11 protein-coding genes are annotated in these 13,995 nt (G+C 36.6%); 5 read left to right on the top strand and 6 right to left on the bottom strand.

The annotated features are described in order from the left end of the window. Nucleotides 1-201: 201 nt before the first annotated feature. The gene (locus FVQ77_15760; protein ID MBW8051757.1) at nt 202-1,182 is read left to right on the top strand and encodes a hypothetical protein; all 981 of its coding nucleotides are present in this window, start codon (nt 202-204) and stop codon (nt 1,180-1,182) included. Further along, a complete protein-coding gene (locus FVQ77_15755; GenBank protein MBW8051756.1) occupies nt 1,183-1,374 on the top strand; it encodes a hypothetical protein in 192 nt (63 codons plus the stop codon). A 599-nt stretch (nt 1,375-1,973) separates the two neighbouring features. Here FVQ77_15755 and FVQ77_15750 read toward each other — a convergent pair. From FVQ77_15750 to FVQ77_15730, 5 genes are all read right to left on the bottom strand, one after another. Next, the gene (locus tag FVQ77_15750; protein ID MBW8051755.1) at nt 1,974-3,722 is read right to left on the bottom strand and encodes a Na+:solute symporter; all 1,749 of its coding nucleotides are present in this window, start codon (nt 3,720-3,722) and stop codon (nt 1,974-1,976) included. A 181-nt stretch (nt 3,723-3,903) separates the two neighbouring features. After that, the gene (locus tag FVQ77_15745) at nt 3,904-4,329 is read right to left on the bottom strand and encodes a hypothetical protein (GenBank protein ID MBW8051754.1); all 426 of its coding nucleotides are present in this window, start codon (nt 4,327-4,329) and stop codon (nt 3,904-3,906) included. A 336-nt stretch (nt 4,330-4,665) separates the two neighbouring features. Then, on the bottom strand, nt 4,666-5,412 hold the full coding sequence (locus tag FVQ77_15740) for a DUF2807 domain-containing protein (protein ID MBW8051753.1): 747 nt from the start codon (nt 5,410-5,412) through the stop codon (nt 4,666-4,668). A 62-nt stretch (nt 5,413-5,474) separates the two neighbouring features. After that, nucleotides 5,475-6,527 (bottom strand): DUF4249 domain-containing protein, encoded by a 1,053-nt coding sequence (locus tag FVQ77_15735; protein ID MBW8051752.1) that lies wholly within the window; start codon nt 6,525-6,527, stop codon nt 5,475-5,477. A 40-nt stretch (nt 6,528-6,567) separates the two neighbouring features. Then, a complete protein-coding gene (locus tag FVQ77_15730) occupies nt 6,568-8,958 on the bottom strand; it encodes a TonB-dependent receptor (protein ID MBW8051751.1) in 2,391 nt (796 codons plus the stop codon). Nucleotides 8,959-9,212: 254 nt separating this feature from the next. Between FVQ77_15730 and FVQ77_15725 the strand changes: the two genes are divergently transcribed. The 3 genes from FVQ77_15725 to FVQ77_15715 are packed head-to-tail and all read left to right on the top strand — an operon-like array spanning nt 9,213 to nt 12,143. Continuing rightward, nucleotides 9,213-10,469, top strand: a complete 1,257-nt coding sequence (locus FVQ77_15725) for a thiol oxidoreductase (GenBank protein MBW8051750.1) — start codon at nt 9,213-9,215, stop codon at nt 10,467-10,469. A gap of 3 nt (nt 10,470-10,472) precedes the next feature. Then, the gene (locus FVQ77_15720; protein ID MBW8051749.1) at nt 10,473-10,901 is read left to right on the top strand and encodes a Rieske (2Fe-2S) protein; all 429 of its coding nucleotides are present in this window, start codon (nt 10,473-10,475) and stop codon (nt 10,899-10,901) included. A gap of 51 nt (nt 10,902-10,952) precedes the next feature. Continuing rightward, nucleotides 10,953-12,143: a hypothetical protein gene (locus tag FVQ77_15715; GenBank protein MBW8051748.1), complete on the top strand. Its 1,191-nt coding sequence runs from the start codon at nt 10,953-10,955 to the stop codon at nt 12,141-12,143. Here FVQ77_15715 and FVQ77_15710 read toward each other — a convergent pair. Then, nucleotides 12,140-13,885 (bottom strand): peptide ABC transporter substrate-binding protein, encoded by a 1,746-nt coding sequence (locus FVQ77_15710; protein ID MBW8051747.1) that lies wholly within the window; start codon nt 13,883-13,885, stop codon nt 12,140-12,142. The genes FVQ77_15715 and FVQ77_15710 overlap by 4 nt on opposite strands. Nucleotides 13,886-13,995: the final 110 nt, after the last annotated feature.

The following is a 13,995-nucleotide window of genomic DNA, read 5'->3' as shown; positions in this document are numbered from 1 at the left end:
AGTGTAATTATTAATTAGTGTAATTAGTGGTTTCATTTTTTGTTCTTTTGTATTTATCTCTATTTTCCATATATGCGTGGGGTCGGGACAAGTTTTTGCAAAACGGTTTCATGGGTGCAAGATAATAAAACTTTGTATTCCTGATGCTTTGACGGGAAGATTTTTTCTATATTTGCAGCCTTAACCAAAAAACTTAACATTATGAAAACACTTATAAAAATAGGAATAGGATTAGTGGTATTAATCCTATTGCTGTATTTTGTAATACCATCAGCGGTACATGTAGAGCGCTCTGCTTTTATTAATGCTTCGGCTAAAACAATATTTTACCAGGTAAACATTCTCAGAAACTGGAAGAAGTGGGGTCCATGGTATGAAAAAGATCCGGATATGAAATCAACATACGAAGGGCCGGAAAGAGGATTGGGTAGTAAACATAGTTGGGATAGCGAGCACAAAGAAGTTGGTAAAGGAAGTTTTATAATCATTGGAAGTTACCCATTCGATTCTATTAATACAAAGCTGGAATTTGAAGGAATGAATCCCGGATATGGTCACTGGAAATTTAAAGATACCTTAGATAGCATAAGAGTAACCTGGGCGATGGATATGAATATGGGTATGAACCCCATTCACAAATTCTTTGGCTTAATGATGGATGGAATGGTGGGGCCTGATTTTGAGCATGGTTTAGCAAATCTAAAAGAACTATGCGAAAACATGCCAAAAACAGAGATCAGGTACATCAAAGCTCAACCAATGTATTCCATTAAAGATTCTACCGATCTGCAGGGTATCAGCTCAAAATTAGCCACGCTTTTTGGTGAGATCATGACACATATTGAAAGATCGGGTGCAACCGTTACCGGACAGCCATTTTCTATTTGGCACAAGTGGGACCCGGAAGGGCTTTGTGTTCTGGAAGCGGGAATGCCTGTTGCTGAAACAGGAGAAGGATCAGGCAGGGTTACTGCCGGAGAAATACCCGCAGGCAGCATAGCCACGGCATCTCATTTTGGTAAATATGAAGAATTAGCAAGGGTATATAATGCGATTGAGGACTACGTAAGAGATAACAGATATACTGTTGCCGGAGCCCCATGGGAAGTATATGTAACTGATCCTACACAAGAGCCAGATACGAGCAAGTGGGAAACACAGATCTTTTTTCCGGTAAAATAAATGAATAAAGAACAAACTAAAAACTTAGCAAAATATTCTTACGATATTAGTAAGATTTGTTTTGCTCTTATCGTGTTAGGTCAATTATTACAACCAGTTGGCTTTAGAACATGGGTTTTTATTATTGGAATAATAACAACAATAATTTTCCTGTATATTGGATATTTTATAGATAAAAGATTAAAAACATGACACAACTTGGCATTTTATTTATCGTAATGAGCATATTTGGCTTGATAGTAATCATCTGGCTATTGGTAAGTGAAAAGAAACAGAAGCAAAAAGAAAGTCAGGGTTAATTTTTTTTCGAAAGCTAAAGCCATCATTTTCTTATCTATAATGACTTATTCCGGCTCAGCAGATAATTTAGGGGGAATTGGGTATATTTTTAAAGGGAGGTAACACAGAGATTTGAAACGATAAATTGTGGTATCGATCTTATTACGATACATACAACATTTGCAGATGAATATGAAGAATGGAAACGGGAATATTGTCGTGTCAAATGTCAACTGTCAGGTGGAAACACCTGACAGCACTTGTGGTGTCAGGTGTTTCCACCTGACACCAAAAAGAATAAAACCATGACACAACTTGGTATTTTATTTATCGTAATGAGCATAATTGCTTTGATAGGAATCATCTGGCTAAGGGTAACTGAAAAGAAACAGAAGCAAAAAGAAAGTCAGGGTTAATTTTTTTTTCGGAAGCTAAAGCCATCATTTTCTTATCAAGAATTTTCGGCTCAGTAGATAATATACCCAATTCCCCCTAAATTATCTGCTGAGCCCTTATTCCTCAAAAAGTTTTACTTTTTTTGAAAAATAATATAATACTATGGCTGAGATAAAAGCGATCGTACCCCAAATCCCCACCTGTGTCCATTCCATAAAAATGATCTTACCGATCAAAAAAAGTATTGAATAAGCCAACAATACAGCGCTGAGCCAGCAAACTACTAATAGCCCTGTTTTAAATTTTTTATTTTCTGAATCAAATGGTTTCCAGTTTCCACCTGGTTTAATTTTTTGATAAAAATTTTCCAAAACTGCTCTTTCTGTTGGTTTAGTAGCAAAAGTTACCAACAGCCAGACACAAGTAGTGAATCCTACGGTAATGAACAGGGAATATGGAAATTCAACGTGCCAATAAAATTTGGTGAATGAAAATGCAATAAAGGGAGCGATCGTGGCAGCTATTTCACTCCATGCATTAATACGCCACCAGTACCATCTTAAAATTAATACAGCTCCTAAACCTGCCCCGCATTCTATCATAAAGTGAAAGGCGCCTTCAAGGGTTCTAAGCTGGGAAGTAACTATTAAGGATACCACCATAAGCAGAAATGTATTGATCCGTGAGACTAAGACAAGTTTTTTTTGGCCGGCTTCAGGTCTGATAAATCTTTTGTAAAGATCGTTAACGATATAGCTGGCTCCCCAGTTTAGCTGGGTGGAAATGGTACTCATATAGGCTGCAAAAAAAGCGACCAACAGCAAGCCTTTTAAGCCAACGGGCAAAAAATCTTTCATAGCATATACATATCCTAATCTTTTATCATCAGCTCCAAGGTCGGGATATAGTACAAGGGCACAGAGCGCCACTATTATCCATGGCCATGGGCGCAGGCAATAATGTGCGATTTGAAAAAATAAAGTGGAATAAACGGCATGTTTTTCATTTTTGGCGCTCATCATTCTTTGTGCTATATAACCGCCACCACCCGGTTCGGCCCCTGGATACCAACTGGCCCACCATTGAATACCAATAAAAGCCAAAAATGTAGCAATGCCAATGCTTAATACCTCCATGTTTTCTATTGGCGAATTTTGTAAAAAATTAATATGTGGAAAAAAATTAAGGGAGGCATCGGAAAGTTTTTCTTTGAGTCCGGTAATTCCACCGATTTGTGGTAAGTTGAGCACAACTACTGCTAATACAATACAACCCGACATCGCAATAATAAATTGAAAAAAATCAGTAATGACAACTCCCAACAGCCCTGACAAGCTTGAGTAGATCATTACTATGAACATTGCTGCTGCAATAAAATAAATCAATTGATTTTTGGGAATATCAAAAAACACCTGGAGCAAAGTTGCCAAAGCAATGTTCACCCAGGCTATCACCACTGAGTTCATAAATATGCCCAGGTAAATGGCTTTGAAACCTCTAAGAAATGACGCCTCTTTGCCCGAATATCTCAGCTCGGTAAATTCAACATCGGTAATAATATTTGCTTTTCGCCAAAGCCTGGCAAAAAAGAAAGTAGCCAGCATACCGCCAATTAATCCGTTCCACCACAGCCAGTTGCCGCTTATTCCATTATTAGCTACCAGTTCTGTAATCAATAAAGGTGTGTCTGCTGCAAAAGTTGTGGCTACCATGGACGTGCCGGCAATCCACCAGGGAAGGTTTCTGCCTCCCAGAAAGAAACTTGTGAGATCTCTGCCGGCTTTTTTGCTTAGACTTAGCCCAATAACAAGCGTAATAATTAAATAAGCTGTTATTATAAACCAGTCAAGTGATTGGAGTTCCATTTGGATTTTACCTCTATAACAAATAAGGATATAAGGAAATAAAGGAAGTAAAGGAAATAGGGAAAATAGACCAAACAAATAAGAATTGTATTCTTTTTCATAAAATATATACAATAATAGAATCCTACTATACCTTTATTCCCCTATTCCCTTTACTTCCTTTATTTCCCTATATCCTTTTTTAGGTGGGGGGATTTAATGCTAACTTTTTCTGTATGCTCCCAATTTTATTCATTCTGTCAAAAGAGAAAGTAGATTTTTGTTCTTCGTTTAAATAGTCTAATATTTTTAATGCCTGGCTATATTTTGTTCTGCTTTTATTTCTTTGCTTTTGTTGAAATAAAATATCCCCTTCTTCAATCAGCAGATCAGCAACTATATTTAATTGGTCGTGATTCAATGCCTTATCTTTTACTAATGTGTCTAATAGTTCATTATCCGGGATATGTTCTAAATAACCCGGATCAAATTTTAGCAGCCCCCTATAAGTTTCAGCAATAAGCTCTGATGCTTTTTTATATTCACCTTTCTCTTTTAATCCGATGATATTTATAAGAGTTTTTGAAAATTGCTCAATTAGTCGTAGTAAGTAATCTTTTTGAACCATATTTAAACGAATCTAAATTTCAATGTTTTGCCACTAAATCACGAAAACACAAAATCCCTCTAAATTATTTTATAAACCTTTTTTTGTGGGATTTTGTGTTTTCGTGACTTAGGGCTTACCGAAAAATAAGTTCCGATTTTTGCATCACAACTTTGCCACATCTTTGACTTATCCTCAATCGCAAAATCCTCAAAATAACGCTGCTATTCCTGCGGTTTTGCTCAATCGGATAAGCCAAATCTGTAACAAATTTGTGCGCAAAAATCTGGAACTTATTTTTCGGTAAGCCCTTAGTGGCATTTTTTTTAATTTTCATGAGTTTTTCAAAGCTTCCCATTATTTAACGTTCACTATCTTCCCATCACCAGTTATAATACTTTCAACCACCGGATTTCCATAAAAATATATATTTCCTATATGCTTAATAGTAGCTTTCAGAAATTTTTCACAATGTATATATGCATCCCCTTCACCTGTTGAGAGAATATCGCACTCATTAGAGATAAGGTCTTTTGTAAGTAAATGTCCAAAACTGTTTACGGAAGCATTTAATCTGTTGGTTTTTCCTGACAATTCTACATTGCCAAGCACGTACATATCAAGCCAGATTTGATTAGCATTTATATTAAATTTAATATCTCCTGCACCGGTTATATGCAAAAATAATGCATCTGTTTTTAACGTGTCATTGCTGGTAATGAGGCCTTCACCGTCATGGCTAATTTTGATGAGATCGTTAGTTGTAACAAATACCTTTATTTTTTTTTTATAACTTCTTACCCAGTTGCAGGTATTGGTATTTTTTATGAAAAGTGTTTTTTCGGTCACCTCTGTTTTTATATTGGAGATAATATTTTTTCCAGCTTCAATCTTTACATTCCTGAACGTATCCTGAACAATATAAACATCAATATGATCTTCAATAAAGATGGAGTTAAAATCAGGTAAATTCCTTTTTTCGGTAATTATTGTGCCGGTGCTTTTGAGGCAGTCAAAAGAGTTTTCTTTACCGCATGTTGTAAATAATAATAAGGCAATATAGGAAATAAAATATTTAGTAATTTGATAGATTCTATTTTTCATACTTAATTTACAAACTAAAACTAACAACCAAATAACTAAAACTAAAAACCAAAAACCATGAACTAAAATTTTGGTAACGTATCATAAAAAGCCCCATACCCTCCCCAAATGCCCAACCCTCCATCAATATTTGATATGATCTTGGTAGGCGAACCAAAGGGATTACCTGTACTGTTTTTATCAACTTCAAGCGTTCTCCAGAAATCATAGTGTGCCTTATCAATCTGGCACCATTTTATATAAATGGTATCCCCTTTTTTAAAATATCCGTAAGAGGGATCAAAATGTTGTCCATTGTCGTGATAATCTCTTGGGTCTTCGTCCTGCCCTCTTTCCAAAGGGAAATCAAACGACACTCCATTGAACAGTTCATCATTGAAAACAGAAAGAAAATAGCCGGGGAAAAATGGTTCCTGATTTCGTTTGGTGAAATAACGTGCGTAGTTTCTTTCAACTGGCGGGTCGGTGTATCGTACCCAAAATAAAACCAAAGTATCTTTTTTAGGATCGGGATGGGGCTTCCACCACAGAGAATCAAGTGGGATTGGTTGTAGTATTGACGTTGTAGCGCTTAGCTTTTTACCTTCTGCCTCAATAGAAAGGGAGTAGGCTTTACCAATTTCACCTAAAAATACATTAGAGTCACCTAAAATATAATAATTAAAATAATCAGAAGAGTCTAAAGAATAAACACAGAAATTAATTCCTGCCTGCATTGCTCCAAATAAGTCAAATTCCTTCACAATAATACCTTTGATCGGTTCTTCTACATCATTTAAGCAATATTCATAAAGTTGAACTGTATCGTTACCATTAGAAATTTTAATGACGGCATCATGTACAAAGCTGTTTTGTATTGTTTCAATATCATTGGCAGCAAACACAGGCAAGCTTTTTGTTAAAATAATAAAAGGAGGAAAATCCTGTTCAATAGCTCCATAGACCACGATATCTTCTTCACCTTCAGGAATGACTATGGAAATATCTTTTTCACAACCTATTAGGAAGGAAATAAGGGAAATAAAGGCAATAAAGGGAATAGGGGAAATGTATTTTCCGATAATATCACTTTTCATATTTCTTTTTTTGATTTTGAGTATATTTGATATATCCATTTAAGGTCACTTTTGCATCTTCTATCAGAACAATTCCTGATCAAAATTTAAAATTCCACGTAACAGACGGCAATATCGGAAAAATATACACTTTTTTTGCCGTAACTTTAAATTTTCCTGATAACGGCTCATTCTCGGTAGCAATATAATAAAAAAATGGATTAGCACGGCTGTAAACGTTATAAACAGAGAAAACCCAACTGGATTGTACAGACGCCCAATTTGGGCGTCTCTTCCTTGATCCGTTCTTCTTAGCATATGTTGCGGAAATATCTATACGGTGATAAGACTCCATTCTAAAGCCGTTTATCGGGCCGTAATCAAAATTCATTGTTCCTTCAATAAAATACATCCGTTCAGGAATGGTAACCGATTGCCCCGTACCAACTACAAAAATGGAAGAAAATGTCCATCTGTCGGTGAGTTTGTACGTGGCAACGATGGACAGATCATGCCTTCTGTCAAATTTTGCAGAAAATTCTTTTCCATCATTAAGATCTTTGAATTGCCGGGTTGTTTTTGAAAGCGTATAGCCGATCCATCCCTCTGTTTTTCCTCTTGTCTTTTTGAAAAAAAATTCAATACCATAAGATCGTCCTTTGCCAAATACAAACTCGTACTCTACATCGCTGTTTCTAAGATCATCGTAATAAGATTCTCCAAATTCAATCTGGTTTTTCAGGTCCTTATAGTAAACTTCTACAGAAGTCTCAAACATATTGTCCCTGATATTTTTAAAATACCCGGCAGAATATTGAAACCCTTTTTGCGGTTTAACAATGATAGAGCTTGGCACCCAAATATCCATAGGAAGTGTACTATATGAATTAGAGACAAGATGTACAAATTGATTTGTGTGTGCAAAACCTGCTTTTAGAGAAGATGTTTTACTCAACTTAAATCGGGCAGAAATACGGGGCTCTAAACCAATATAGTCCTTTACTTTTTTCCCCTTATTAAAAACAACCGAATCAATCACATAACCTTCATCATTGAAAGTATAAAAATTATAAGGGCCCATATGCACAAAATATGCTCCTCTTAATCCTGCATTGATCTTTATTTTATCGGTCAGATCAAAATCATCCATCAGGTAAACTGAAGCGTCATGGGAATATTTATCCGCAACATTGCTTGTTTCAAATTTTACTTCGTCAAATTCTGCTTCGCCTTTCCTTGGGGTAAAAATATGATATGTATAATTCGCGCCAAATTTAATATGATGCCTGACGCTTGGGAAAAAATCAAAATCCACCACTAAATTTCCATCCCGTATCCCGGTTTCTATTTTAGAGCTTATCGTTTCAAATTTTGAACTGAACTCAAATTTATACGCATTATAAATACCGGAAACATTCATAAACAATTTGTCACTGAAAAGATGATTCCATCGAAGCGTTGTTGTGGTATTTCCCCAGCTAAAATCAGCAGTAAAACCCCCTGATGCGATATCAAAGGAAAAAATATCCCTGCCTAAGTAGCTGCTCAGGTATAGCCGGTCTTTATCTGAAAAACGATAGTTGACCTTGGCGTTCAGGTCATAGAAGAAATAGGGAATGCCACCCAGTTCAGTATTTTTTAAAAAGGGTTTGGACAGCGCATCAATATAGGTTCTGCGGCCTGAAACAATGAACGAACTTTTATTTTTGATTATCGGCCCCTCAAAGGTTAACCTTGATGCTATAATGCCAATTCCCCCTTCTCCGTGATAAGATTTATCATTTCCTTCTTTCATAGATATATCCAGTACAGATGACAATCGTCCTCCATAATTAGCAGGCATCCCGCCTTTTATCAAAGTGGTATTATTTATCGCATCAGCATTAAAAACCGAAAAAAAGCCGAAGAGGTGCCCGGGATTATAAACTACCGCTTCATCTAACAAAATTAAATTCTGATCGGGACCTCCGCCACGGACATAAAACCCGGTGTTTCCTTCCCCGGAAGACTGAACGCCTGGTAAAAGCTGGATGGTTTTCAAAATATCAACTTCTCCAAAAAGTACAGGTATGGTTTTTATTTTCTCAATAGAAAGGTCCACTTTTCCCATTTCGGTGCTTTCAATATTTTTGTCCGGCCTTTCACCGGTTACTACCACCTCTTTGGTTACAATGGCAGCAGAAGCTAAGTCAACATTTAAACGGATATTGCGATCCAATACCATTTCATACTCTTTTGTTGCATAGCCTAAATATTGGACAACAATAGCATAAGTACCCATGGGTAATGTTAAAGAGTAAAACCCATAAACATTGCTGCTTGTTCCCAGCCTTAAATTATCTTTTACATAGATATTGGCAGCAATCAAGCTTTCACCACTTTGCGCATCTTTGATGAAACCGCTAAGGGTATAATTCTTAGGTTTCTCCTGTCCAAAACCAACTAAGGAAATGAATAAAACAGGAATTAAAATATAGCTGTGTACACGCATTAAATGTAGAATTATTTTGGTTGCGCAAATCTAATAAAAACAACAAAGAAATTGGTTTTTTTCTCAACTCTTTCAGTTCTCATGCCTTATCATTTTTAGACACATCTAAAAATATTTTTCAATAACTCTTGGTTATATTATTAGAAGTATCTAAATTTGCCCGCAAAAAATAGATAAACCATAAGAGCAGAGCACAAAACGTATAGCGCCATGCGCCATGCTCTTTGCGCCATGCGCTTTAAACTTATTTCGCCATGAAAATCAGAACACAGTATCTTATTTCATCTATTTCCTTTATTGCCTTTATATCCTTCTTTATATGTTGTGAAAAATTCCTTCCGGGAGCGCCTGATCCGGGAGATATTATTGCTGAACCCATTGCAGATTTAACCTCTGAACAATTGGTAACTTTTTTGGCAGGAGACGAATTGTTTGCGAAAATTTATAGCGCTGATCTGGGTTTAGGCCCTGTTTTTATTCAAACCTCATGTGAAGGTTGCCACGTAGGGGATGGCAAAGGACATCCGTTTAATATGGAAACCAGATTTGGTAAATACTCAGGGTCTGTGTTTGATGAAATGCTTGATAAAGGCGGCCCGCAATTGCAGCAGCGCTCTATTGCTGCTTACCCAAGTGAACAATTGCCTTCAGATTATACACATAAAACAGGACGTATAGCTCCAATAGTAATAGGTATGGGTTTTTTAGCTGCCATACATGATTCGACAATTTTGAATATGGCAGATCCATTCGATTTAAATGGAGATGGTATTTCCGGAAGGGTTAATTATGTTTTGCCCAAAGAATATTTTACCTCCCAATCCATTCATATTGACAGCAGTGGTTATTATATTGGAAGATTTGGTAAGAAAGCCAAAGAAATTACCCTATTGGATCAAGTCGTTTTTGCCTTAAAACAAGACATCGGGCTTACCTCTGATTTTGATGTTGAAGATATTTTTAATCCCCAGGCCGGAATAAATAGCGGGGATGGAGTGCCTGACCCCGAAGTCAGTTTAGATGTGGTAAATAACCTTGTCTTTTATATGAGAACCCTGAAAACACCAACACGAAGAAATGAGGATGACCCGGATGTTTTAGCAGGTGAAGGATTATTTACCGAAATTGGTTGTGTTAACTGTCATAAGCCGAATTTGACAACTGCAAAATCAGAGATAGAAGCATTGAGTGAAAAGGTGATCCACCCTTACACGGATTTGTTGTTACATGATATGGGACCATCTTTAGCTAAAACTACTGACCGGGATCCTGAAATACCTGAAGGAAATGCACAAGGCAGCGAATGGCGTACACCTCCTTTATGGGGGTTGGGATTGGCAAAGGAAAGCCAGGGAGGAACGGCATATTATTTACATGACGGCAGGGCAACTGACTTAAGAAAGGCTATTAGTTTGCACATAGGAGGTGAAGCAACCGGACCAGCTTCTAAGTTTTTTTCACTATCAGAAGGAGAAAAGGAACAGCTTATAAAATTTCTTAATTCGTTGTAAAAAATGAGAACCAGAAGAGGATTCCTTAAAAATACAGGTGGACTCATTGCAATATGTTGTTGTTCAGGCATAGCGCCATTTCTTAATAGTTGTATCAATATAGTATATGTGCAATTCAGTAAACTAAAAGAAGTGCTTGTTATCAAAAAGGTTGATATGGGTGAGAATCAATATGTGTTATTAAACTTAGATAATGTAAAAGCGCCCATTTATTTAGCCAGATTGTCGGATCAGAAATATTCAGCATTATATTTAGTATGTACTCATAAAGGATGCAAACTCAGACCCGAAGGTGATTATCTCAAATGTCCGTGCCATGGCAGCGAATTTTCAAATACTGGTGAAGTTCTGAAATCACCGGCAGAAAAAAACCTTGTAAGCTATTCGGTTACATCAGACGATGAAAATATTTATGTACATTTAAAAAATTAGTCATTGGTAAAACTGACAGCCAGCAACAACAAATGACCAATAAATGAAAATATGTTAAAAACAAGAATATACACATTTGTCTTGTTAATCCTGATAATATCAGATCAGGCAAAAGCACAACAAGATACCATCTATACCAGCCAGGATGCTATTTACAACCGTCCTTTTATAACCATTGGTAAAACCCAAACAGCTATTGGGGGCTACTTAGAAGCCAATACCAATTATTTTGCAGAGGATGGTGTTAGTGAAGGCTTTTCTATGGAAATGAGGAGATTTAATATTTTTCTATATTCAGCCATCATCCCCAGGGTCAGCTTTCTTGCTGAATTAGAATTCGAACATGGCACAAAAGAAATAGAATTGGAAACAGCATTATTGGATTTTGAAATAAACACTGCCTTAAATTTCAGGGCTGGTATTATCCTGCCACAGATAGGCCTGGTAAATGCCAATCACGATTCACCAAAATGGGAATTCATAGAGCGTCCATTATCATCTACTCAGATCATTCCTACTACACTTTCTGAAATAGGATTTGGTTTTCATGGTAAATTTTTCCCCGGCAAATTTATTATTTCTTATGACGCCTATTTAGTCAATGGGCTTAATGAAAATATTATTTTGAATGAAAGCGGCAGGACATTTTTGCAGGATGGTAAAAGCGAGGAAATGTTTGAAGAAGATAATAATGGTACGCCTATGTTTAATGGAAAGATTGCCATTGCCAGGAGGGAAATTGGAGAATTAGGTGTATCCTATTATGGCGGTACTTATAACAAATTCAGGATTGAAGGTGAACAGGTAGAAGAAAAAAGGAATCTTTCTGTTTTCGCTTTAGATATAAGTACAACAATATATAAAGCAAATATCAGAGGCGAATTGGTGGTGGTTGCACTTAATGTTCCTGATGATATAAGAGAAATCTATGGTGGTAAGCAGCGGGGTGGATTCGTAGAAACAGTTTATCCGTTGATTGAAAGGAAAATATTAGGTTACGAAAATGCTAAAATTAATGTCAATTTGAGATTGGAAAGAATAGATTATAACATTGGTGAATTTGAATCAACCTCTTCTAAGATATATGATGAAGTTACCGCTATAGCTGCGGGGTTGAGCTTTAGGCCGTCTGCCAATACCGTTATCAGAGCCAATTACCGTTATCACTGGATCAGGGATTTAACAGGTAATCCGGCTGTTCATCTGGCAGGGTTCCAGTTTGGTATGGCAAGTTATTTTTAGTGTCTAATGTCAACTTCTTCAAAATATACTTCCGAAAAGTCATAGTACTCAATAGGATTGCTGAAATAATTTTTTACATAAGCCTGCTTGACAATGTAAATTTCGTCATACCACAGCACCAATATAGGGGCATCGTCAATCATTATTTGCTCTGCTTTAAGAAAATAATCATAGCTTTTAGCAGTATTTATTGTACTGGTTCCTTTTTCATAAAGTTGATCATAGCGCTCATTTACATATCTTGGCGTGTTTGGGAATGATGGTTGTCTGAAGCTGGCCGGAACATTTTTTCCGTATAATACCCATAGAAAATTTTCGGGGCTTGGATAATCTGCAACCCATGCGGTTCTGAAAATATCAGCTTTTGCCAACCTGGCGTCTTCAAGTTTTTGCTCAAAAGGAACAACGAGCAATCTTATATTTATATTGAGGTTTTCCCATATTTGCCGTTGAAATTCAACCGCAACTGCTTCATTCCTCGTACCACCACTATTTAATTCTAACACAACCGAAGGAAAACCCCTGCCCTTTGGATATCCGGCTTCAGCCAATAATTCTCTGGCTTTTAAAAGGTCAAGATCATACCCTTTGATCTGGCTTACATCATAACCTTCGAAAGAAGGAGGAGTAATGCCATAAATACCAGCGCTCAACCCCTGTCCTTTCAATACATTATCGAGAATTTCGTTACGGTCAATCGCATAGCTAAATGCCTTGCGAATCCTTTCGTCTTTAAAAATACTTTTTCGGGTATTGAACTCATAATAATGAGTGGTCATTTGGGGAGACCTGTCTAATAAGAATTTTGGATTATCACTCTGGAAATATGCTATTTGATCTTCAAGCACCTTTAATATAGACTCGCCAGGCAATCCGCTGATCACCTCTAGTTTGCCATCCTGGAATGCTGCTAATTCAGTTTTTTGTGTAGAAATAAATGATACGATAACAGAATCTAAAAATGGTAACCGGTTGCCTAATGTATCATACCTGTGATAATTTTCGTTTTTGGCCAGGTATAATTTCCAGGGCGCATCTGTTTCTTGTGTAAATATAAAAGGGCCCGTACCAATTCTGGAGTCGATTCCATATCTTCCAAAAGCTTCCTGAGTGATCACCGATGTAGCAGGGTGTGCTAAAATATACATAAATGAATAGCTTGGTTTTTCCAGCGTAATTTGCAGCGTATGATCATCTATTACCTTAACGCCTTTCAGGTCAATATTCTCCTCGCCTTCAACGGTTGCATGATAATATTGATTGGCGCCAACAACTTTATCCTTAAAAGTTTGCTGGAAAAGCAAATTATCCCAGCTTGAAGTACATAACAGCTCAAAAGAATATTTAAAATCCTGAGCCTTTACTTCTCTGCCTTTATTATTTTCAAAGCAAGCATCATCGTGAAAAAATACTCCTTTTTTAAGGTGAAAAGTATATATTGTTCCACCTGAATCAATTTCCCATTTTTCTGCCAGGCATGGCATAATAGAAAGATCTCGTGGGTTGAACTTGACCAATCCTTCATAAATTTGTGTGGCAATATGCGATGACATAACATCTGTTATGCTGTGTGGGAATAAAGTTTGATAAGGCTCTGTCATATTGAATCTGAATGTGCCTCCATAAACCCTGTTTCCAACGGCTGTTATTTTTTCAGCAGAGGTTCTTCCCGTTTGTTGTCCAGTATCACAAGCTGTCAATAACAGTAACAATGACACTATAGGTATTATATATCTTTTCATAATTTCCTGAATTTATTTTATTTAAATAACACTTTAAGGGCATCTCTAAAAACTACACCATACATTCCCCTCTATCAAGAGGGGCAAGGGGTGTGTTTTAAAAAATATGT

Source organism: Cytophagales bacterium (assembly GCA_019456305.1).
Lineage (GTDB): Bacteria > Bacteroidota > Bacteroidia > Cytophagales > VRUD01 > VRUD01.
Note: the sequence above shows the minus strand (reverse complement) of the source record. Positions and strands in the feature narration are given on the sequence as shown.